This is a genomic window from Bradyrhizobium sp. USDA 4506, assembly GCF_054058795.1.
This window is the reverse complement of sequence record NZ_JBSSBM010000002.1, coordinates 7,015,922-7,032,862: the sequence shown is the minus strand read 5'-3', so window position 1 is coordinate 7,032,862 and position 16,941 is coordinate 7,015,922. Positions and strand designations below refer to the sequence as shown.

Here is a 16,941-nt window from a genome sequence, read left to right as displayed (position 1 = left end):
CGCGCCGCCTCTTCGAAAATCAGGAAGCGGTGACGCCCAGCCTGCGCATCGCGCTCTTCACCAAGCCGAGCGGCGCCGGCGACAACGGGCCCTGCGGCGCGCGCGTGATGAAGGCGACCAGGACCAGCGCCAGGATCGCGAGCCAGAAGCACAGCCAGAAGCCGTCGATATAGGCGAGCGTGTTGGCCTCGCGCTGCACCAGCGCCGCCAGCGTGCCGACGGCGCGCCCGGTCGCCGTCCCAATGCCGTGGCCGGAAAATTCACCCGCCAGCCGCTTGAGCAGGTTCACGACGTCGATATCGCCATTCTGGACGTGCTGTCCGAGATAGTTCGAATGGATCTGCTCGCGGACCCGCAGCCAGGTCCCCATCAGCGCGACGCCGATCTCGGCGCCGCCAAGGCGCATGATCTGGATATAGGCCGCGAACGCCGTCGCCCGCGACGGATCGGAATTCGACAGCGCCATGATGATGATCGGCAGCAGCGTGAACGCCTGCCCGATCGACGTGAGCAGGACGATGCCGACGAAATCCTCGCGCGCCCAGACATGGCTCAGCTGCGTGCCCCAGAGATTGGCGGCCGCGAACGCCGAGAAGCCGAGCACCACGACGATGCGCGGATCGAGGTGGCGCAGCAGCAGAATCGAGATCGGCACCAGCACGAACATCGGCAGCGCGCCGTAGGTGAACAGCAGCACGCCCGACTGCTCCGGCCGCAGCGCGCCGACGGTGCCGAGGAAGTTCGGCACCAGCGACGAATTCGACAGGCTGGTCAGCGTGTACAGCAGGATGACGACCAGCGAGAGCCCGATATTGCGCGAGAACAGCACGTTGAAATGCGCCCAGGGCCGGCGCGCGATCATTTCGTTGATCATGAAGGCGACGATCAGCAGCCCGCCGCCGATCAAGAGCGCCATCACTGTGCCCGACGACAGCCAGTCCAACCGGTTGCCCTGATCGAGCCCGGCATAGACCATCGACACCCCGGCGCCGAGCAGCAGCATGCCGCCCCAATCGGCATGGTGCAGCAGGTCGCGATTGACGGGTTCTTTCGGAGTGCCGAGATACACCATCAGCCCCATCAGCGGCGCGATCACCACGCCCTGCCAGTACAGCCACTGCCAGCCGAGGTGCTCGACATAGAAACCGACCAGCGAGCTTGACGAGTCGAGCGCGAAGCCGACGCGGATCGAGTACATCGCGATCGCCGGCAGCCACCATCGGATCGGCAAATTGCGCAGGATGATCATCAGCGTCGCCGGCACGAAGGTGCCGAGCAGCATGCCGTGGGCGATGCTGAGCGCGATCAGCGTCGTGTAGTCGCGCACGAACGGAATAGTCAGCGAGACCACGGCATAGACCAGGCTCGGAATGCCGAGCACCCGGCGCAGGCCGAACACGGTGGCAAGCCAGGCCACCGCAGGCGCGACGAAGATCTGCGAGCCGATGGCAGCCGTCGAGAGCCAGGCGCCCTCGTCGAAGCTGAGCGAGAACGCGCCGCGCAGATCGGGCAGGCCGACCGAGGTCAGTCGGCTGTCGAAATTCGCCAGGAACGCGCCGAGCAGCACGGCGACGACCGCGAACAGCGGATAGCGCGCGACGTCGCCGCGCGAGACCGGACCACGGTCGCGGTCGTCACTTTCCGCCATTGGCGACCGCCTCGCCGGTGTCGATCCGCGTGACGACCGACATGCCCGGCAGCAGGCGCTCGAGCAAGGGCTGGCCATTGTCGAACTGGATCCGCACCGGAATGCGCTGCACCACCTTGGTGAAATTGCCGGTGGCGTTATCGGGCGGCAGCAGAGCGAATTGCGATCCGCTCGCCGGTGCGATGCGCTCGACGACGCCGCGCAGCTTCTGGCCGGCGAACGTATCCACGGTGACCTCGACCGGTTGGCCCGGCTTGACGTTGGTCAGCTGGGTCTCCTTGTAGTTGGCGATCACATAGACGTTCGGCAGCGGCACGACATTGATCAGATTGGCGCCGATGTTGACGTAGTCGCCCGGCTGCACCTGGCGCTCGCCGGTGACGCCGTCGAACGGCGCGACGATCTTGGTGTAGCCAAGCTTGAGCTTGGCCGATGCCAGCAGCGCCTTGGCGGCGTCGAGGTCGGCGGCACGCTGCTTCTTGGTACCTTGCAGGACCTCGAGTTGATGGCGCTGTGCCGCGATCACAGCGCGGCTGGCGCGCACGTCGGCCTCCGCTTTGGCGTAGGATGCGGTCGCCTGCTCGAGCCGCTGCCGCGTGCCGGCGTCGGTTTGCGACAGCGACTGCTGACGCTCTTCCTCCTGGCGTGCCAGGGTCTGCTGCGCCTCCGCGGACAACCGCGCAGCCTCGGCCTGCGCGATGGTTGCATATTGCAGCTCGACCTGGTTGTTGAGGTTGTCGAGCACGGCCTGGGCACCGACCACGCCGGCCTCGGCCTGCGCCACCTGCGCCTGGTAATCGGCGGGATCGATCTGCACCAGGAGATCGCCGGCCTTGACGCGCTGGAAATCGGAGACGGCGACGGTGAGCACCTCGCCGGACACGCGGCTGGAGAGCTGGGTCAATTCGGCGCGCACATAGGCATCATTGGTGGTCTGGATCGTGGCGCTGCCGACCCAGGCATCCCAGCGACTGGTCGCCACCGCGACGAACATCAGCGAGACGAGCACGGCAAACAGCGGAATCGCGAAACGGCTCCAGAAGCCGCTTGCCGAAGGTTGCGGCTTGGCGGGCGCCGCAGCAGTCGCGGTCTGGCTGGCGGGTGACGGACCATCTTCAACCTGCTCTGCCACACCACACTCCTCAAGCACGCGTACAAACGCCGGACGAACCTATTAGCACATGACGACGATCATGCCTCAGACGGTCTTTTCCGGCCACCGGCAGAGATCATTGATCAGACATACGTCGCAACGTGGACCTCGGGCGAGGCAGGTGTAGCGGCCATGCAGGATCAGCCAGTGATGGGCGTGCAGCATGAACTCGGTCGGGATCACCTTCTCCAATCCCAGCTCGACCTCGAGCGGCGTTTTGCCAGGCGCGAGCCCGGTGCGGTTGCCGACGCGAAACACATGGGTGTCGACCGCCATCGTGTGCTCGCCGAATGCCATGTTGAGCAGGACATTCGCGGTCTTGCGGCCGGCGCCGGGCAACGATTCGATTTCAGCGCGCGTGCGCGGCACCTCGCCGCCGAACTCGGCGATCAGCTTCTGCGACAGCGCGATGACGTTCTTGGCCTTGTTGCGATAGAGCCCGATGGTCTTGATGTAGTCGCGCACTCTGTCTTCACCGAGCTCAAGCATCTTCTCCGGCGTGTCGGCGACCGCGAACAGCGCTCGCGTCGCCTTGTTGACGCCGGCGTCGGTCGCCTGCGCCGACAGCACCACCGCAACCAGCAGCGTGTAGGGGTTGAGGTGCTCGAGCTCGCCCTTGGGCTCGGGATTGGCTTTGCGGAACCGGTCGAAAGCCTCGTAGACCTCCTCCGATGTCCATGGCTTCGGCTTTACCGTTCGCTTGGCGGCCTTCTTGGCCGCCTTCTTTGCCCCGCGTTTGGGTAGCAGCCTTGCCGCTTTCGCAGGCTTCCTCTTCGGTGCGGAACGAACGCTTGATGTGCTGGCGCGTTGAGAGCGGATGATTTTGGCCATGAACCGGATATACTGATACGCCATGACCGCAGGCAACGACTTTGATCCGGGCGAAGACCGCAGGGCCAATGATCTCGCGGCTGATGCCGCTGAGGCCGAGCCCAAACTGTTCTCGGCATTGCTGACGCCGCACCGCTCGCTGAATCGCACCGGCTTTATCGTGCTGATGTCGTTCGTCACCGTGGTCAGCTTCATCGCCGGCGCGGTGTTCTGGTGGCTCGGCGCCTGGCCGATCTTCGGCTTCTTCGGCCTCGACGCGCTGGTGATCTATTGGGCGTTCAAGGTCAATTTCCGCACCGCCAAGGCGAGCGAGGAGATCACCGTCACGGCGTCGGAACTGAGGGTGCGCAGGATCAGCCATCGCGGCCATGTGGCGGAATGGGTGCTCAATCCGCTCTGGGTGCGGTTCGAGCAGATCTCGCATGAGGAGTTCGGCATCGAGCGGCTTTATCTGGTCTCCCGGGGCCGCCGGGTCAGCGTCGGCAGCTTCCTCGGCCCGGACGAAAAGGCCAGCTTCTCCAAGGCCTTGACGGCGGCGCTCAACGCCGCGAAACGCGGCCCGACTTACAACCCCATCCACTAGTGTGCTGAATGCGAAGTTCGTGCGATTTCGCGGCAACCACTTTCACGAACTTCGCATTCATAAAGCACACTAGAATCAAAGGTTTGCTAGTGTCCTTATCGAATCCGAAGTTCGCTCCGAAGGTGCGGCAAATGATGCGAACTTCGGATTCGGGACACTAGTCGAGCTTACTTTTGAGCATGATCTCGTCGGAAAACCGGTCCCCACTTTTCCGGATCATGCTTGTCAGAAATCGGGTGGTTTGGAGGCGCCATGGCTCCTAAATCAGACACCATGATGACACTCGCCATACACGACCAGCGCCTGGCCAAGCCGGGCCTCCAGAGCGCCGCGCTGCGCGACTATGATTCGGTTCGGCGCGCCATCGCGTTCATCTCGGAGCATTGGCGCACGCAGCCGACCATCGAAGCGATGGCCGATGCCGCCGCCGTCACGCCGGATGAATTGCACCATCTGTTCCGCCGCTGGGCCGGGCTGACGCCGAAGGCTTTCATGCAGGCGCTGACCCTGGACCACGCCAAGAACCTGCTGCGCGATTCCGCCAGCGTGCTCGATGCGGCACTCGACTCCGGCCTGTCAGGGCCGGGACGGCTGCACGACCTGTTCGTCACGCATGAGGCGATGTCGCCGGGCGAATGGAAGACCGGCGCCGGCGGCATGACGCTGCGCTACGGCTTCCATCCCTCGCCGTTCGGCACCGCGATCGTGATCGCAACGGATCGCGGGCTTGCGGGGCTTGCCTTCGCCGATCACGGCGACGAGCAGACCGCATTCGCCGACATGAAGCGGCGCTGGCCGAACGCGACCTATGTCGAGGACACCGACGGCACCACCGCGCTGGCGCAGCGCGTGTTCGATACAAGGTTGTGGCGGGCGGACCAGCCGCTGCGCGTCGTCTTGATCGGCACCGACTTCGAGGTGCGGGTGTGGGAGACGCTGCTCAAGGTCCCGATGGGCCGCGCGGTCAGCTACTCCGACATCGCCTGCAAGATCAACAGCCCGAAAGCCTCGCGCGCGGTCGGCGCCGCTGTCGGCCGCAATCCGGTGTCGTTCGTGGTGCCCTGCCATCGCGCACTCGGCAAGAGCGGCGCGCTGACCGGCTATCACTGGGGCATCACCCGCAAGCAGGCGATGCTGGGCTGGGAAGCCGGCCAGGTCGGATTGCACTAACCTCTATCTCGTCATTCCGGGATGGTCCGAAGGACCAGACCTCAGGTGCGCAATTGCGCACCGGGGGATCTCGAGATTCCGGGTTCGATGCTGCGCATCGCCCCGGAATGACAACATCAAACCTCTACCCCGCGAGATCGACCTTGGACGCAACGGTGGAATCGGCATTGAGCCGATAGACCACCGGCGCGCCGGTGGCGAGCTCGCGCTTGAGGATCTGCTCCGGCGTCAGCCTCTCCAGCACCATGATCAGCGCGCGCAGCGAATTGCCGTGGGCGGCGATCAGCGTGCGCTGGCCGCGCAGCACGCCGGGCAGGATCTCCTGCACGTAATAGGGCAGCGTGCGCGCCAGCGTATCCTTCAGGCTTTCACCGCCGGGCGGCGGCACGTCGTAGGAACGGCGCCAGATCAGAACCTGATCCTCGCCCCACTTCTTGCGGGCGTCGTCCTTGTTGAGGCCGGAGAGATCGCCGTAATCGCGCTCGTTGAGCGCAAGGTTCTTCGTGGTCGGCAAGCCGGTCTGGCCGATCTGCTCCAGCATCAGCTTCAGCGTGTGTTGCGCACGGGTGAGATCGGAGGTGAACGCGACATCGAACGACAGGCCCTGCGCCTTCAGCTTGCGGCCGGCCTCGTTCGCTTCGTTGACGCCCTGCTCGGTGAGATCGGGGTCCTTCCACCCGGTGAACAGGTTCTTCAGATTCCAGTCGCTCTGACCGTGACGAACGAGCACAAGGAGACGATCACTCATTTCAGATTCCGTTTTCGCTTAGCTGGATTTCATTCCGTCGAGCGGCGTTAGTCGCTCAACCCGAGGACGTCGGCCATCGAATACATGCCGGGCTTCTTGCCATGCGCCCACAGCGCCGCCTTCAGCGCGCCCTGCGCGAACAGCGCGCGGTCCTCTGCATGGTGCGAGAGCGTGATGCGTTCGGAGGGGCCGGCAAAGATCACGCTGTGATCGCCGGCCGCAGTGCCGCCGCGCAACGAGGCAAAGCCGATATCGCCCGCGCGCCGCGCGCCGGTGAGACCATCGCGGCCGCGCGCCGAATGCTGATCGAGCGCGATTCCGCGTCCCGCGGCCGCGGCTTCACCGAGCATCAAGGCAGTGCCCGACGGCGCATCGATCTTGGACTTGTGGTGCATCTCGAGAATTTCGATATCGAAGCTCTGGTCGAGCGATTGCGCGACGCGCTTGACCAGCGCGGCGAGCAGATTGACGCCGAGGCTCATATTGCCTGACTTCACCACGATGGCGCGATTGGTCACGCTGCGGATCACCGCATCGTCGGACGGCGACATCCCGGTGGTGCCGATGACGTGAACGAGGCCGCGCTCGGCCGCGATCGCGACGTTGGCGATGGTCGCGGCCGGCACGGTGAAATCCAAGATGCCGTCGGCGCCGGCCGACATCGACCACAGATCGGCCGACAGCTTGACGTCATTGGCGGGGAGGCCGGCGAGCACGCCGGCGTCCTTGCCGAGCAGTTCCGAGCCCGGCGCTTCCAGCGCGCCGACCAGCACCGCCCCCGGGGTTTCGGAAATCACCCGGGTCAGCGTGCGGCCCATCCGGCCGCCGGCTCCCGCAACGATCAAACGCATGTCAGCCATGGCTCACCTCTCCACGCGATATAGCGAGCCAAGGCTGTTCCGGCAACCGAACCGGCTACCCGATGTGCGGACTATGGGCTGTCGTGCCCCTCGATGATGATGAGGTCGGCGATCGAATGCGGTTGCCGCACCTTGATGTTGGCTTGGTATTCCGGCGATTGGTAGCAAGCGAGCGCGGTCGCGTAATCGGGGAATTCGATCACGACATTGCGGGAGCGGCTCTGGCCCTCCACGCCGGTGAACTTGCCACCGCGAACGATGAACTTGCCGCCGAATTTCTGGAAGATGGCGGGGTTGGCCGCCATGTAGGGCTTGTAGCCTTCCTCATTGTGAACGTCGACGCGTCCAATCCAGTATCCCTTCGCCATCTCTGTTCTCCCTCTTGTTGGTTCAGGCGAGCGCCTGGGCGATTTCGGCGTGAATGGCTTCGGCTGATGCCTTCGGGTCGGCGGCTTCCATCACCGGACGTCCGACCACGAGATAGTCGGCGCCGGCGGCAATGGCGCGAGCCGGGGTCATGATGCGCTTCTGGTCGCCGGTCGCCGAGCCTGCGGGGCGGATGCCAGGGGTCACCAGGTTCATCTGGTCGCCGACGATCTTGCGCAAGGCGGCGGCCTCCTCGGGCGAGCTGACGAGGCCGTCAACGCCAAGCGCCTGCGCCTGTTTGGCGCGCGCTTCGACGAGATCGGAGACGTTGAGGCGATAGCCCGCCGCATGCAGATCGGTGTCGTCGTAGGAGGTCAGCACCGTCACCGCGAGGATCTTCAGGCCGGAGCCGGCGCGTGCCTCGACCGCCGCCTTCATGGTCTGCGGGTAGGCATGCACGGTGAGGAAGGTCGCGCCAAGCCCGGCGACGCTTTCGACCCCGCGCGCGACGGTGTTGCCGATGTCGTGCAGCTTCAGATCGAGGAAGACCTTCTTGCCGCTGCCTGCAAGCTGCTTCGCCAGGATGAGGCCGCCGGCATAACCGAGCTGATAGCCGATCTTGTAGAAGGTGACGGCATCGCCGAGCCGGTCGATCATCGCCTCGGCGCTGGCGACGGACGGCAGATCGAGCGCCACGATCAACCGGTCTCTTGGAGCGATCCTGGCTGGCTGCATGTCACCTCACATCATGCGTTGGGAATGGTCGATCAGCTGCCGCACCAGCGCCTGCATCGCGTCGATGTCGGCTTGGTGCTTCAGATGATCCATATCGTCGTAGGCCTGCTCGGCAAATGACAGCGCGAGCTGGTTTGGGATCACGGTGGCGCGGCACGCCGTCAGGATCAGGCGCAGCGCAGCCAGCGCGCGGGTGCCGCCGAGCCGGTTGCCGGATGCGGCTGAAATCGCGAACGCGCGGCCGTGGAACACCTGACCTCGCACCTCATGCGGATCCTGCACGCGGCTCACCCAGTCGATCGTGTTCTTCACCAGCGCCGGCACCGAGGAATTGTATTCCGGCGTCACGATCAGCACGCCATGATGGACGCCGATCATCCGCTTCAGATTCACGGCATGCTGCGGCACGCCGGATTTCGCCTGCAGGTCGCCGTCATAGATCGGCAGCGGAAAATCGCCGAGCGAGATGCGGGTGACGTCGGCGCCGGATTGCGCCAGTTCGTGCGCCAGCACGGCAGCCAGCTTCGCATTGAGCGAGCCTGACCGAAGCGATCCGGGGATCACGAGGATTTTCAGCGCGGACATTTTGGAATCGCAGGTATGGCGCACGCCCGGCGCGACGGCGCCGGGTGGTCAGCCCTTGCGATACACCCAGACCCGCGCGGGCGGAAGGTTCATCCAGATCCGCTCGGAGGCCTCTGTGGACACGCCCGGCAGCGACTTCGGAATCGGAGGCACCACCGAATAGGTGAACTGAATGAACGGCGCGCCGGGTGCGAGCGCCAGGAAGGCGTCACGGACCAGCCTCAGGCGGGTCAGCATCGGCTTGGTGACGAGCGGCAGGCCGGAGACCACGGCTGAGGCGGGAGATTTAAGTACCTCCCACAGAGTATCGCGCAGCGTATAGGCATCCCCCTGGACGACCCTGGCGTGCGGATAGCGTTCGCGCAGCAAGGCGCAGAAGCCGGGATTGTATTCGACCAGGACGAGACGCTTCTGATCCACGCCGTGCTCGATCAGCGCGTTGGTAATCGCCCCGGTGCCGGGTCCAAGTTCGACGACCGGCCCCTCGGCGTCGGGATCGACATATTGCGCCATGGTGCGGGCGAGCAGCCGTCCGGACGGCATCACCGCGCCCATATGCAGCGGCTTCTCCATCCATGAACGGAGAAATCGAACCTCGTCGTCGAGACGGAGGGGCTTCTTCGACGCACGCACGGACGATTGCAAAGGCATGTCGCTACCAGGCGGGGACCGCACAATCGAGCGGTTGTCAGAAAACAGTCACAAAGACGTATAGGTCGAAGTCGTTACGGTCAAGCATAACGACTGCGGCTAGACGGAGCGATTGCCAAAGAAGTCCTTGACCTTAGAGAAGAAACCCGCGGCCTCCGGCTGGGTTGCGCCGGACGACAGCTTTTCGAACTCCATCAGCAGTTCTTGCTGCTTCTTGGTCAGATTCTGCGGCGTTTCGACCACGACCTGGACATACATGTCGCCGGTCTGGCGCGAACGGAGCACCGGCATACCCTTTGATGCGATGCGGAATCGCCGGCTGGACTGGGTGCCGGCCGGCACCTTCACCTTGGTCTTGCCCTTGTCGATGGTCGGCACTTCGAATTCGCCACCGAGCGCTGCGGTCACCATCGAGATCGGCACGCGGCAGTGCAGGTCGGCGCCGTCGCGCTGGAAGAACTGGTGCGTGGTCAGCGACAGGAAGATGTAGAGGTCGCCGGGCGGTCCGCCGCGAATACCGGCCTCGCCTTCGCCGGCGAGACGAATGCGGGTGCCGTCCTCGACGCCCGGGGGAATGTTGACCGACAGCGTGCGCTCGCGCGTCACCCGGCCGGAACCGGCGCAGGAGGTGCAGGCATCCTCGATCATCTGGCCGCGACCCTGACAGCCGGGACAGGTCCGCTCCAGCGTGAAGAAGCCCTGGGCCTGCCGGATACGGCCGGCGCCGCCGCAATGCGAGCAGGTCTTCGGCTTGGTGCCGGCCTTGGCACCGGTGCCCGAGCAGGATTCGCAGGTGACCGAGACCGGGATCTCGATCTGCGCGGTCTTGCCCTGGAAGGCCTCCTCGAGCGTGATCTCCATGTTGTAGCGCAGGTCGGCGCCGCGCTCGCGGCCGCCGCCGCGGCGCTGCCCGGCCATACCGAACAGGTCTTCGAAAATGTCGGAGAAGGATGAGGCGAAGCCGGCGCCGAAGCCGGGGCCGCCACCGCCCATGCCCTGCTCGAAAGCGGCATGGCCGAAGCGGTCATAGGCGGCGCGCTTGTCGCCGTCCTTCAGCACCTCATAGGCTTCGTTGATTTCCTTGAACCGGACTTCGCTGGTGGCGTCGCCCGGATTCTTGTCCGGATGCCATTTCATCGCGAGCTTGCGGAAAGCCGATTTCAGCTTGGTCTCGTCCGCGTTCCGCTCAACCTCGAGGGTCTCGTAATAGCAGCGCTTGGTGGACATCCTTCAATTCCGTCCGAAGTTCATCGCGATCGCCAAAGATTGCGTAAAGGATTGCGCCTGTCTGGAAGATGCAGCGATCGCCTTAAAGAAAAATGACCCCCACTCCTCCGAGACGCGGCGCGTGCTCATTGGTGTGAGGGTCATGATCGCAAATCCGCTTAAGCAGACTTCTTGCTGTTCTTGTCGTCGTCGACCTCGGTGAACTCCGCGTCGACCACGTCATCCTTAGCAGCGTCCTTGGCCGCATCGGCCTCGGCCTGCTGCTTGTACATGGCCTCGCCGAGCTTCATCGAAGCCTGCGCCAGCGTGTTGGTCTTGGCCTTGATCGCCTCGGCGTCGTCGCCCTTCAGCGCTTCCTTGAGGTCGCTGACGGCGTCTTCGATCGCGCGGCGCTCGGTGTCGGCGATCTTCGAACCGTGTTCGGCCAGAGCCTTCTCGGTCGAGTGAACCAGGCCGTCGGCATGGTTCTTGGCGTCGACAGCCTCGCGGCGCTTCTTGTCCTCGGCCGCGTTGACCTCGGCGTCCTTGACCATCTTGTCGATGTCGGCTTCGGACAGACCGCCGGATGCCTGGATCCGGATCTGCTGTTCCTTGCCGGTCGCCTTGTCCTTGGCCGAGACGTTGACGATACCGTTGGCGTCGATGTCGAAGGTCACCTCGATCTGCGGCATGCCGCGCGGAGCCGGCGGAATACCCATCAGGTCGAACTGGCCGAGCATCTTGTTGTCGGCCGCCATTTCACGCTCGCCCTGGAAGACCCGGATGGTGACAGCGCCCTGATTGTCTTCGGCGGTCGAGAACACCTGGCTCTTCTTGGTCGGGATCGTGGTGTTGCGGTCGATGATGCGGGTGAACACACCGCCCAGCGTCTCGATGCCCAGCGACAGCGGGGTCACGTCGAGCAGCAGCACGTCCTTGACATCGCCCTGCAGCACGCCGGCCTGGATCGCAGCGCCGATCGCGACGACCTCGTCGGGATTGACGCCCTTATGCGGCTCCTTGCCGAAGAACTGCTTCACGACTTCCTGGATCTTCGGCATGCGGGTCATGCCGCCGACCAGCACCACTTCGCCGATCTCGCCGGCGGTCAGGCCGGCATCCTTCAGCGCCTTGCGGCATGGCTCGATGGTCTTCTCGACGAGATCGGCCACCAGCGCCTCGAACTTGGCGCGGGTCAGCTTCATCGTCAGATGCTTCGGACCGGTCTGGTCAGCCGTGATGAACGGCAGGTTGATTTCGGTCTGCGTGGTCGACGACAGCTCGATCTTGGCCTTCTCCGCAGCTTCCTTCAGGCGCTGCAGGGCAAGCTTGTCGTTGCGCAGGTTGATGCCCTGCTCCTTCTGGAATTCGTCGGCGAGATAGCCGACCAGGCGCATGTCGAAATCTTCACCGCCCAGGAAGGTGTCGCCGTTGGTCGACTTCACCTCGAACACGCCGTCGCCGATCTCGAGGATCGAGACGTCGAAGGTGCCGCCGCCGAGGTCGTACACGGCGATCGTGCCGGACTTCGACTTGTCGAGACCGTAGGCGAGCGCGGCAGCCGTCGGCTCGTTGATGATGCGCAGCACTTCGAGGCCGGCGATCTTGCCGGCGTCCTTGGTGGCCTGACGCTGCGCGTCGTTGAAATAGGCGGGAACCGTGATGACGGCCTGCTCGACCTTCTGGCCGAGATGCGCCTCAGCGGTCTCCTTCATCTTCTGCAGAATGAAGGCCGAGACCTGCGAGGGCGAATAGGTCTTGCCATCGGCTTCGACCCAGGCGTCGCCGTTCGATGCCTTTACGATCTTGTAGGGAACGAGCTTCTTGTCCTTCTCGACCATCGGGTCGTCATAGCGGCGGCCAATGAGGCGCTTCACCGCAAAGAACGTACGCTCGGGATTGGTCACCGCCTGGCGCTTCGCCGGCTGGCCGACGAGGCGCTCGCCATCGTCAGTGAAAGCAACGATCGACGGCGTCGTTCGCATGCCCTCGGCATTCTCGATCACCTTGGCGTTCTTGCCATCCATTACGGCGACGCACGAATTCGTGGTGCCGAGGTCGATCCCAATGACCTTACCCATGGTTTTGATATCCTCTTTGCTACGGCAGGTTGGTTGGGCCCTGACGGCGCTCCGTACCGAACCCCCAGACGTTCACATACTCGCGATATTGCGACGGTGAGCCTGATATAGGAGAGAGGGTCCTGCCCGCAAGGACTGGACGCAACGTTGAGGCCTGAAAAGACTGACGTTTGAAAGATTGTGTCAGCCCGGCTGCAGCGCCGGTTCAAGCCCGATCCAAGTTAACAAATCGGCAATGATGCGGCCCGCTGGCGACCGCGAACATCCGCTGCACGACGTCCGCGCTGTTGAGTGAACACTCACAAACGTCGTATGCGAGAGCGGCGCACAGGCCGAGGGCGCGCTGTTTGGCCGCTGCTGGCCGATCGTCGGAAACGTCGGGAAACTGGAAAGTGCCGGCCAATCGGGACGAAAAGCCCATGGAATCGGGCCTGCAGGCCCGGAGCGTGGCTTTGGCGGCCTGTTGCAGGGTCATCAAAACCGCTAAAAGCGGTCCGACTGAAAGAGGCCATCCAGCCCTGCACCGGCCCCGTTGCGCGGCCACCAAGCAAAACCGGTAGATTCCCCATGACGCCTTTTCGACTTCTCGTTGCGGTTGCCTTGCTGCTTGCTGCCACCTGTCGTGGCTTTGCCGCCGACGTGGTGTTTCCGCCGGGCGCGCATGTCGGGATGAAGCCGCTGGTGGGCCTCAACCGCGCCAAGTCGTTCATCGGCTTCGAGACCGAGGATCAGGGCGTGAAGGTCTTGATCGCCGATCTGCCCGCGGACGCCTACAACGAGGTCGTAAGCGCCTTCAAGGCCAACCCGGCCGGTAGCGGAAACATCAAGCCGGAGAGCCTCGAGACGCCGGCCGGCCTCGCCTATTACACCGTGGAGAGCGCGCGTGACGGCACCACCAATGTGCGGCGCTATTCCATGATCCTGCCGGGACCGACCTTCTCCGGCTATGTCGCGGTCCAGGTGCCGGAGAACGCCAGCAAGATCTACACCGACGACGCCGTGCGGCAGATGTTCGCCACCGCCCAGATCCGCAACGAGGTGCCGGTCGACGAACAGCTCGGCATGATGCCGTTCAAGGTCACCGAGCTCAGCAGCTTCAAGAATGTCCGCATGCTGGCGCCGGGCGCGGCGCTGCTGATGGCCGACGGCGACGACAAGGGCCTTGAGACCAAGCCCTTCATGCTGCTTGGCCTCATCGGCTCGGCCCCGGCCACACCGGATGATCGCGGCCGCTTCGCCCAGCAGATCGCCACCACCATCCCCGGCGTGCGCGACGGGCGGATCACGATGTCCGAACCGATCCGGATCGACGGCCAGCCCGGCTTCGAGACGCGCATCGAAGCCGTCAGCGGCAAGGACAATACCCCGGTGACCATCGTGCAGTGGCTGCGATTCGGCGCGCAGACATCGATGCGTATCATCGGCAGCTCCCCGCGCACCGATTGGGAGAAGGCCTTCCCGCGCTTCCGCGCGGTGCGCGACGGCATCCAGCCGCGCGGCTGACAGGCCCGCCGAAAAATCGGACTTTCGCAGCTCCACGAACGGAACTAGCCTCCTCGCACGGTTATCAGAGCGAGGAGGGGCGCGATGTTGGGTCGACGACAGGTCGTTGCAGGGCTCGGTACGCTGGCGCTCGCGGCGCTGGTTCCAAAACACCTCTGGGCGGCTGCGATCAAGCCCGACGACGGCTCCGCGCTGCTCGTGATCGACGTCCAGAACTGCTTCCTGCCCGGCGGCAGCCTTGCCGTGAAGGACGGCGAGCAGGTGGTGCCGGTGATCAACAAGATCGCCAAGAGCTTTGCCAATGTGGTGATGACGCAGGACTGGCATACGCCCGGACACATTTCCTTTGCCTCGACCCATTCCGGCAAGAAGCCGTTCGAGACCGTCGACCTTGCCTATGGCAAGCAGGTGCTGTGGCCCGACCACTGCGTCCAGGGTACCGACAGCGCCTCGCTGTCGAAGGAACTCGCGATCCCGCAGGCCGAGCTGATCATCCGCAAGGGTTTTCACAAGGACGTCGACAGCTACTCCGCCTTCACCGAGGCCGACGGCAAGACCACCACCGGGCTCGCCGCCTATCTGAAGGCGCGCAACGTCGAGCGGGTTTTCGTGGCCGGGCTCGCCACCGATTTCTGCGTGGCATGGACCGCGCTCGATGCGCGCAAGGCCGGCTTCGAGACCTATGTGGTGGAAGATGCCTGCCGCGGCATCGACACCCAGGGATCGCTCGCCAAGGCCTGGGACGACATGGCCAAGGCCGGCGTCAAGCGCATCCAGTCCTCGGATATCGCGTAAGACGCAGCCTCGCGAGATTCGCATGGCCGAGCCTGCGTCACCTCATGCATTCGATCTCGCGCAGCGCCTGCCGTCGCCGCGCATGGCCGGCCTGATCGTCCGGATCACCGGTTATCGCGAGACCGCAACGGGCCGGTTCGCACAACGGCAGACCGCGCCGCTGATCGTCCCGCTGATCATCAGTTTCGGCTCGCCGTTCCTGATCGCGCTGTCGCGCGAGCCCGGTGCGGCCGATCGTCAGCTCAGCTTCGCCGCCGGCCTGCATGCCGGGCCTGTCTACATCGAGTCCGACGGGCGCGCCGCCTGCGTGCAGGTCGATTTCACCCCGCTCGGCGCCTACGGCTTCTTCGGCGGCGCCGTGACCGACCTGGCCGGGCGCATGGTCGATATCGACGATGTGCTCGGCCATGATGGCCGTCGTCTGCGCGAACAGCTCGGCGCCGTGACGTGTTGGCAGCGCCGCTTCGACCTGATCGAGGCGTTCGTGCTGCGCCGCGCCGGCCACATGCCGTCTCCCGAAATCGCGTTCGCCTATCGAAAACTGGCGCGTTCGGCCGGCGCCATCAGCATCACGGCATTGGCCGAGGAAATCGGCTGGAGCCGCAAGCATATGGTCAGCCGGTTTCGGTCCGAGCTCGGCCTCGCCCCCAAATCGCTGGCGCGCATGATGCGGTTTCACCGGGCGAGCAGCCTGGCACAAAGCGGCGCCGCGCTCGGCTGGGCGGGGATCGCGGCGGAAAGCGGCTATGCCGACCAGGCCCATCTCGCTCGCGAGTTCGTCGAATTCGCGGGCGAACCGCCAACCGCCTGGGCGCGCCGCCAGGCCTTGACCGACCGCCGGCTGGTTCACGCCGGCGATGGGCTGGCGGACTGGTAACAAACCTTCAAGCCGACGCCGCGTTGCCTCGTGCAGGATGGCGCCGTCAGCCAAGGAGGTGAGCGACCATGACGCACGACATCGAACCGCCCCGCATCTACCCGACCCTGCGCTGCAAGGACGCCGAGGCGATGACCAATTGGCTCACGACGGTGCTTGGGTTCACCGAACACGTCGTCTACCGCGATGGCGGCGTGATCCATCACGCCGAGCTCGCCTATGGTTCCTCGATGCTGATGCTGGGCCAGAGCCGCGACGACGCATATGGCAGGCTGGTCGGCAACCTCGACAACCGCCGCACCGACTCGATCTATATCGCCGTCGACGATCCCGACGCGCTGCACGCGAAGGTCAAGGCTGCCGGAGCGAAGATCGAGATGGAACTGCGAAACACGGATTATGGCAGCCGCGACTTCGCCTGCCGCGATCCGGAAGGAAATCTCTGGAGCTTCGGCACCTATTGGCCGAAGGCCCGCGAGAAGTCGCGACCGTGAGCCCGCGCAATCCGCGAGCTCACAGACGGGTGTCCGGGATCGGACGGATCAGGCGGTGATGTCGGCGGTCGGGGCGGCCTTGGCGCCGCCCTTGGAGACGCCGACCAGCGCCGGACGCAGGATGCGCTCGCCGATCATGTAACCGGCCTGCACGACCTGCACCACGGTGCCCGACGGCACCGACGGATCAGGCACCTCGAACATCGCCTGCTGGAAGTTCGGATCGAACTTCTCGCCGATCGGGTCGAACTTCTTGACGCCGTTCTTCTCCAGCGCGTTGAGCAGCGAACGTTCGGTCAGCTCGACGCCTTCGATCAGCGCCTTCAGGCCAGGATCCGCGGCTTCCTTGGTCTCGGCCGGCACCGCATCGAGCGCGCGCTGCAGGTTGTCGGCGATATCGAGCACGTCGCGGGCAAAGCCGGTGATGCCGTAGGTCTTGGCGTCGGCGACCTCGCGGCGGGTGCGCTGGCGGAGATTCTCCATCTCGGCCAGCGTGCGCAGCGTCCGGTCGCGCGCCTCGGCGAGTTCCTTGGTCAGCGCCTCCGCCGATCCGGCCTCGGGCTCGTCAGGCATGATGTAGGGTTTCGAGACCACGGGCTCACCCGTCGGCGCCGAATTCTCGGTGTTGTCATTGGCCCGGTTCGGATCGGTCATG

General features: G+C 64.7%; 19 protein-coding genes. 6 read left to right on the top strand and 13 right to left on the bottom strand.

The window, feature by feature from the left end:
* Positions 1–19: 19 nt before the first annotated feature.
* The 3 genes from ACVIHF_RS35275 to nth all read right to left on the bottom strand — a co-directional run bounded on the left by ACVIHF_RS35275 (position 20) and on the right by nth (position 3,632).
* Positions 20–1,648 (bottom strand): MFS transporter, encoded by a 1,629-nt coding sequence (locus ACVIHF_RS35275; RefSeq protein WP_253588377.1) that lies wholly within the window; start codon positions 1,646–1,648, stop codon positions 20–22.
* On the bottom strand, positions 1,635–2,780 hold the full coding sequence (locus ACVIHF_RS35270; RefSeq protein ID WP_456793333.1) for an HlyD family secretion protein: 1,146 nt from the start codon (positions 2,778–2,780) through the stop codon (positions 1,635–1,637). The genes ACVIHF_RS35275 and ACVIHF_RS35270 overlap by 14 nt, the downstream gene beginning before the upstream one ends.
* 66 nt (positions 2,781–2,846) lie before the next feature.
* Positions 2,847–3,632 carry an endonuclease III gene (gene nth, locus ACVIHF_RS35265; RefSeq protein WP_456793332.1) on the bottom strand — a complete coding sequence of 262 codons (786 nt, stop codon included), beginning with the start codon at positions 3,630–3,632 and terminating at the stop codon, positions 2,847–2,849.
* Positions 3,633–3,654: 22 nt separating this feature from the next.
* Here nth and ACVIHF_RS35260 point away from each other — a divergent pair, with 22 nt between their 5' ends.
* Together ACVIHF_RS35260 and ACVIHF_RS35255 are read left to right on the top strand one after the other, a co-directional pair.
* Positions 3,655–4,215 carry a DUF2244 domain-containing protein gene (locus tag ACVIHF_RS35260; RefSeq protein WP_456793331.1) on the top strand — a complete coding sequence of 187 codons (561 nt, stop codon included), beginning with the start codon at positions 3,655–3,657 and terminating at the stop codon, positions 4,213–4,215.
* A 273-nt stretch (positions 4,216–4,488) separates the two neighbouring features.
* Positions 4,489–5,385, top strand: a complete 897-nt coding sequence (locus ACVIHF_RS35255) for a methylated-DNA--[protein]-cysteine S-methyltransferase (protein ID WP_028335763.1) — start codon at positions 4,489–4,491, stop codon at positions 5,383–5,385.
* Between the two features lie 124 nt (positions 5,386–5,509).
* Here the strand turns inward: ACVIHF_RS35255 and ACVIHF_RS35250 are convergent, their stop codons facing one another.
* From ACVIHF_RS35250 to ACVIHF_RS35210, 9 genes are all read right to left on the bottom strand, one after another.
* Positions 5,510–6,133, bottom strand: a complete 624-nt coding sequence (locus tag ACVIHF_RS35250; protein ID WP_253605753.1) for a 2,3-bisphosphoglycerate-dependent phosphoglycerate mutase — start codon at positions 6,131–6,133, stop codon at positions 5,510–5,512.
* A 47-nt stretch (positions 6,134–6,180) separates the two neighbouring features.
* Positions 6,181–6,993 carry a 4-hydroxy-tetrahydrodipicolinate reductase gene (gene dapB, locus ACVIHF_RS35245; RefSeq protein ID WP_016841511.1) on the bottom strand — a complete coding sequence of 271 codons (813 nt, stop codon included), beginning with the start codon at positions 6,991–6,993 and terminating at the stop codon, positions 6,181–6,183.
* Between the two features lie 71 nt (positions 6,994–7,064).
* A complete protein-coding gene (locus tag ACVIHF_RS35240) occupies positions 7,065–7,361 on the bottom strand; it encodes a DUF1330 domain-containing protein (protein ID WP_057020363.1) in 297 nt (98 codons plus the stop codon).
* A gap of 22 nt (positions 7,362–7,383) precedes the next feature.
* Positions 7,384–8,094, bottom strand: a complete 711-nt coding sequence (gene pyrF, locus ACVIHF_RS35235; protein WP_057020362.1) for an orotidine-5'-phosphate decarboxylase — start codon at positions 8,092–8,094, stop codon at positions 7,384–7,386.
* Between the two features lie 6 nt (positions 8,095–8,100).
* Positions 8,101–8,679, bottom strand: a complete 579-nt coding sequence (locus tag ACVIHF_RS35230) for an NADPH-dependent FMN reductase (RefSeq protein WP_225163626.1) — start codon at positions 8,677–8,679, stop codon at positions 8,101–8,103.
* A 48-nt stretch (positions 8,680–8,727) separates the two neighbouring features.
* Positions 8,728–9,330: a class I SAM-dependent methyltransferase gene (locus ACVIHF_RS35225; protein WP_026192052.1), complete on the bottom strand. Its 603-nt coding sequence runs from the start codon at positions 9,328–9,330 to the stop codon at positions 8,728–8,730.
* A gap of 99 nt (positions 9,331–9,429) precedes the next feature.
* Positions 9,430–10,557: a molecular chaperone DnaJ gene (gene dnaJ, locus ACVIHF_RS35220; RefSeq protein ID WP_456793330.1), complete on the bottom strand. Its 1,128-nt coding sequence runs from the start codon at positions 10,555–10,557 to the stop codon at positions 9,430–9,432.
* Between the two features lie 158 nt (positions 10,558–10,715).
* Complete coding sequence (gene dnaK, locus ACVIHF_RS35215; RefSeq protein ID WP_026192053.1) at positions 10,716–12,617, bottom strand: molecular chaperone DnaK; 1,902 nt, start codon at positions 12,615–12,617, stop codon at positions 10,716–10,718.
* A gap of 205 nt (positions 12,618–12,822) precedes the next feature.
* Positions 12,823–13,092, bottom strand: coding sequence for a hypothetical protein (locus ACVIHF_RS35210; protein WP_456793329.1), 270 nt, complete (start codon positions 13,090–13,092; stop codon positions 12,823–12,825).
* 92 nt (positions 13,093–13,184) lie between these two features.
* On the opposite strand from ACVIHF_RS35210, the gene ACVIHF_RS35205 reads away from it, so the two are divergent.
* The 4 genes from ACVIHF_RS35205 to ACVIHF_RS35190 all read left to right on the top strand — a co-directional run bounded on the left by ACVIHF_RS35205 (position 13,185) and on the right by ACVIHF_RS35190 (position 16,286).
* Complete coding sequence (locus tag ACVIHF_RS35205) at positions 13,185–14,120, top strand: hypothetical protein (protein WP_310880932.1); 936 nt, start codon at positions 13,185–13,187, stop codon at positions 14,118–14,120.
* 84 nt (positions 14,121–14,204) lie between these two features.
* Complete coding sequence (pncA, locus tag ACVIHF_RS35200) at positions 14,205–14,915, top strand: bifunctional nicotinamidase/pyrazinamidase (protein ID WP_310880933.1); 711 nt, start codon at positions 14,205–14,207, stop codon at positions 14,913–14,915.
* A gap of 22 nt (positions 14,916–14,937) precedes the next feature.
* Positions 14,938–15,792, top strand: a complete 855-nt coding sequence (locus tag ACVIHF_RS35195; protein ID WP_456793328.1) for a helix-turn-helix domain-containing protein — start codon at positions 14,938–14,940, stop codon at positions 15,790–15,792.
* A gap of 68 nt (positions 15,793–15,860) precedes the next feature.
* Complete coding sequence (locus ACVIHF_RS35190; RefSeq protein ID WP_456793327.1) at positions 15,861–16,286, top strand: VOC family protein; 426 nt, start codon at positions 15,861–15,863, stop codon at positions 16,284–16,286.
* Between the two features lie 48 nt (positions 16,287–16,334).
* Here the strand turns inward: ACVIHF_RS35190 and grpE are convergent, their stop codons facing one another.
* Positions 16,335–16,940 (bottom strand): nucleotide exchange factor GrpE, encoded by a 606-nt coding sequence (gene grpE, locus ACVIHF_RS35185; protein ID WP_028341763.1) that lies wholly within the window; start codon positions 16,938–16,940, stop codon positions 16,335–16,337.
* Position 16,941 lies beyond the last annotated feature (1 nt).

Excerpts from the sequence above, each read along its gene's own strand:
- ACVIHF_RS35230 (WP_225163626.1), bottom strand. The coding sequence starts at position 8,679 with ATGTCCGCGCTGAAAATCCTCGTGATCCCCGGATCGCTTCGGTCAGGC.
- ACVIHF_RS35255 (WP_028335763.1), top strand. The coding sequence starts at position 4,489 with ATGATGACACTCGCCATACACGACCAGCGCCTGGCCAAGCCGGGCCTC.
- ACVIHF_RS35225 (WP_026192052.1), bottom strand. The coding sequence starts at position 9,330 with ATGCCTTTGCAATCGTCCGTGCGTGCGTCGAAGAAGCCCCTCCGTCTC.
- ACVIHF_RS35275 (WP_253588377.1), bottom strand. The coding sequence starts at position 1,648 with ATGGCGGAAAGTGACGACCGCGACCGTGGTCCGGTCTCGCGCGGCGAC.
- ACVIHF_RS35205 (WP_310880932.1), top strand. The coding sequence starts at position 13,185 with ATGACGCCTTTTCGACTTCTCGTTGCGGTTGCCTTGCTGCTTGCTGCC.
- ACVIHF_RS35250 (WP_253605753.1), bottom strand. The coding sequence starts at position 6,133 with ATGAGTGATCGTCTCCTTGTGCTCGTTCGTCACGGTCAGAGCGACTGG.
- ACVIHF_RS35195 (WP_456793328.1), top strand. The coding sequence starts at position 14,938 with ATGGCCGAGCCTGCGTCACCTCATGCATTCGATCTCGCGCAGCGCCTG.
- ACVIHF_RS35190 (WP_456793327.1), top strand. The coding sequence starts at position 15,861 with ATGACGCACGACATCGAACCGCCCCGCATCTACCCGACCCTGCGCTGC.
- dapB (WP_016841511.1), bottom strand. The coding sequence starts at position 6,993 with ATGGCTGACATGCGTTTGATCGTTGCGGGAGCCGGCGGCCGGATGGGC.
- pyrF (WP_057020362.1), bottom strand. The coding sequence starts at position 8,094 with ATGCAGCCAGCCAGGATCGCTCCAAGAGACCGGTTGATCGTGGCGCTC.
- ACVIHF_RS35240 (WP_057020363.1), bottom strand. The coding sequence starts at position 7,361 with ATGGCGAAGGGATACTGGATTGGACGCGTCGACGTTCACAATGAGGAA.
- grpE (WP_028341763.1), bottom strand. The coding sequence starts at position 16,940 with ATGACCGATCCGAACCGGGCCAATGACAACACCGAGAATTCGGCGCCG.
- nth (WP_456793332.1), bottom strand. The coding sequence starts at position 3,632 with ATGGCCAAAATCATCCGCTCTCAACGCGCCAGCACATCAAGCGTTCGT.
- pncA (WP_310880933.1), top strand. The coding sequence starts at position 14,205 with ATGTTGGGTCGACGACAGGTCGTTGCAGGGCTCGGTACGCTGGCGCTC.
- dnaJ (WP_456793330.1), bottom strand. The coding sequence starts at position 10,557 with ATGTCCACCAAGCGCTGCTATTACGAGACCCTCGAGGTTGAGCGGAAC.
- ACVIHF_RS35260 (WP_456793331.1), top strand. The coding sequence starts at position 3,655 with ATGACCGCAGGCAACGACTTTGATCCGGGCGAAGACCGCAGGGCCAAT.
- dnaK (WP_026192053.1), bottom strand. The coding sequence starts at position 12,617 with ATGGGTAAGGTCATTGGGATCGACCTCGGCACCACGAATTCGTGCGTC.
- ACVIHF_RS35210 (WP_456793329.1), bottom strand. The coding sequence starts at position 13,092 with ATGACCCTGCAACAGGCCGCCAAAGCCACGCTCCGGGCCTGCAGGCCC.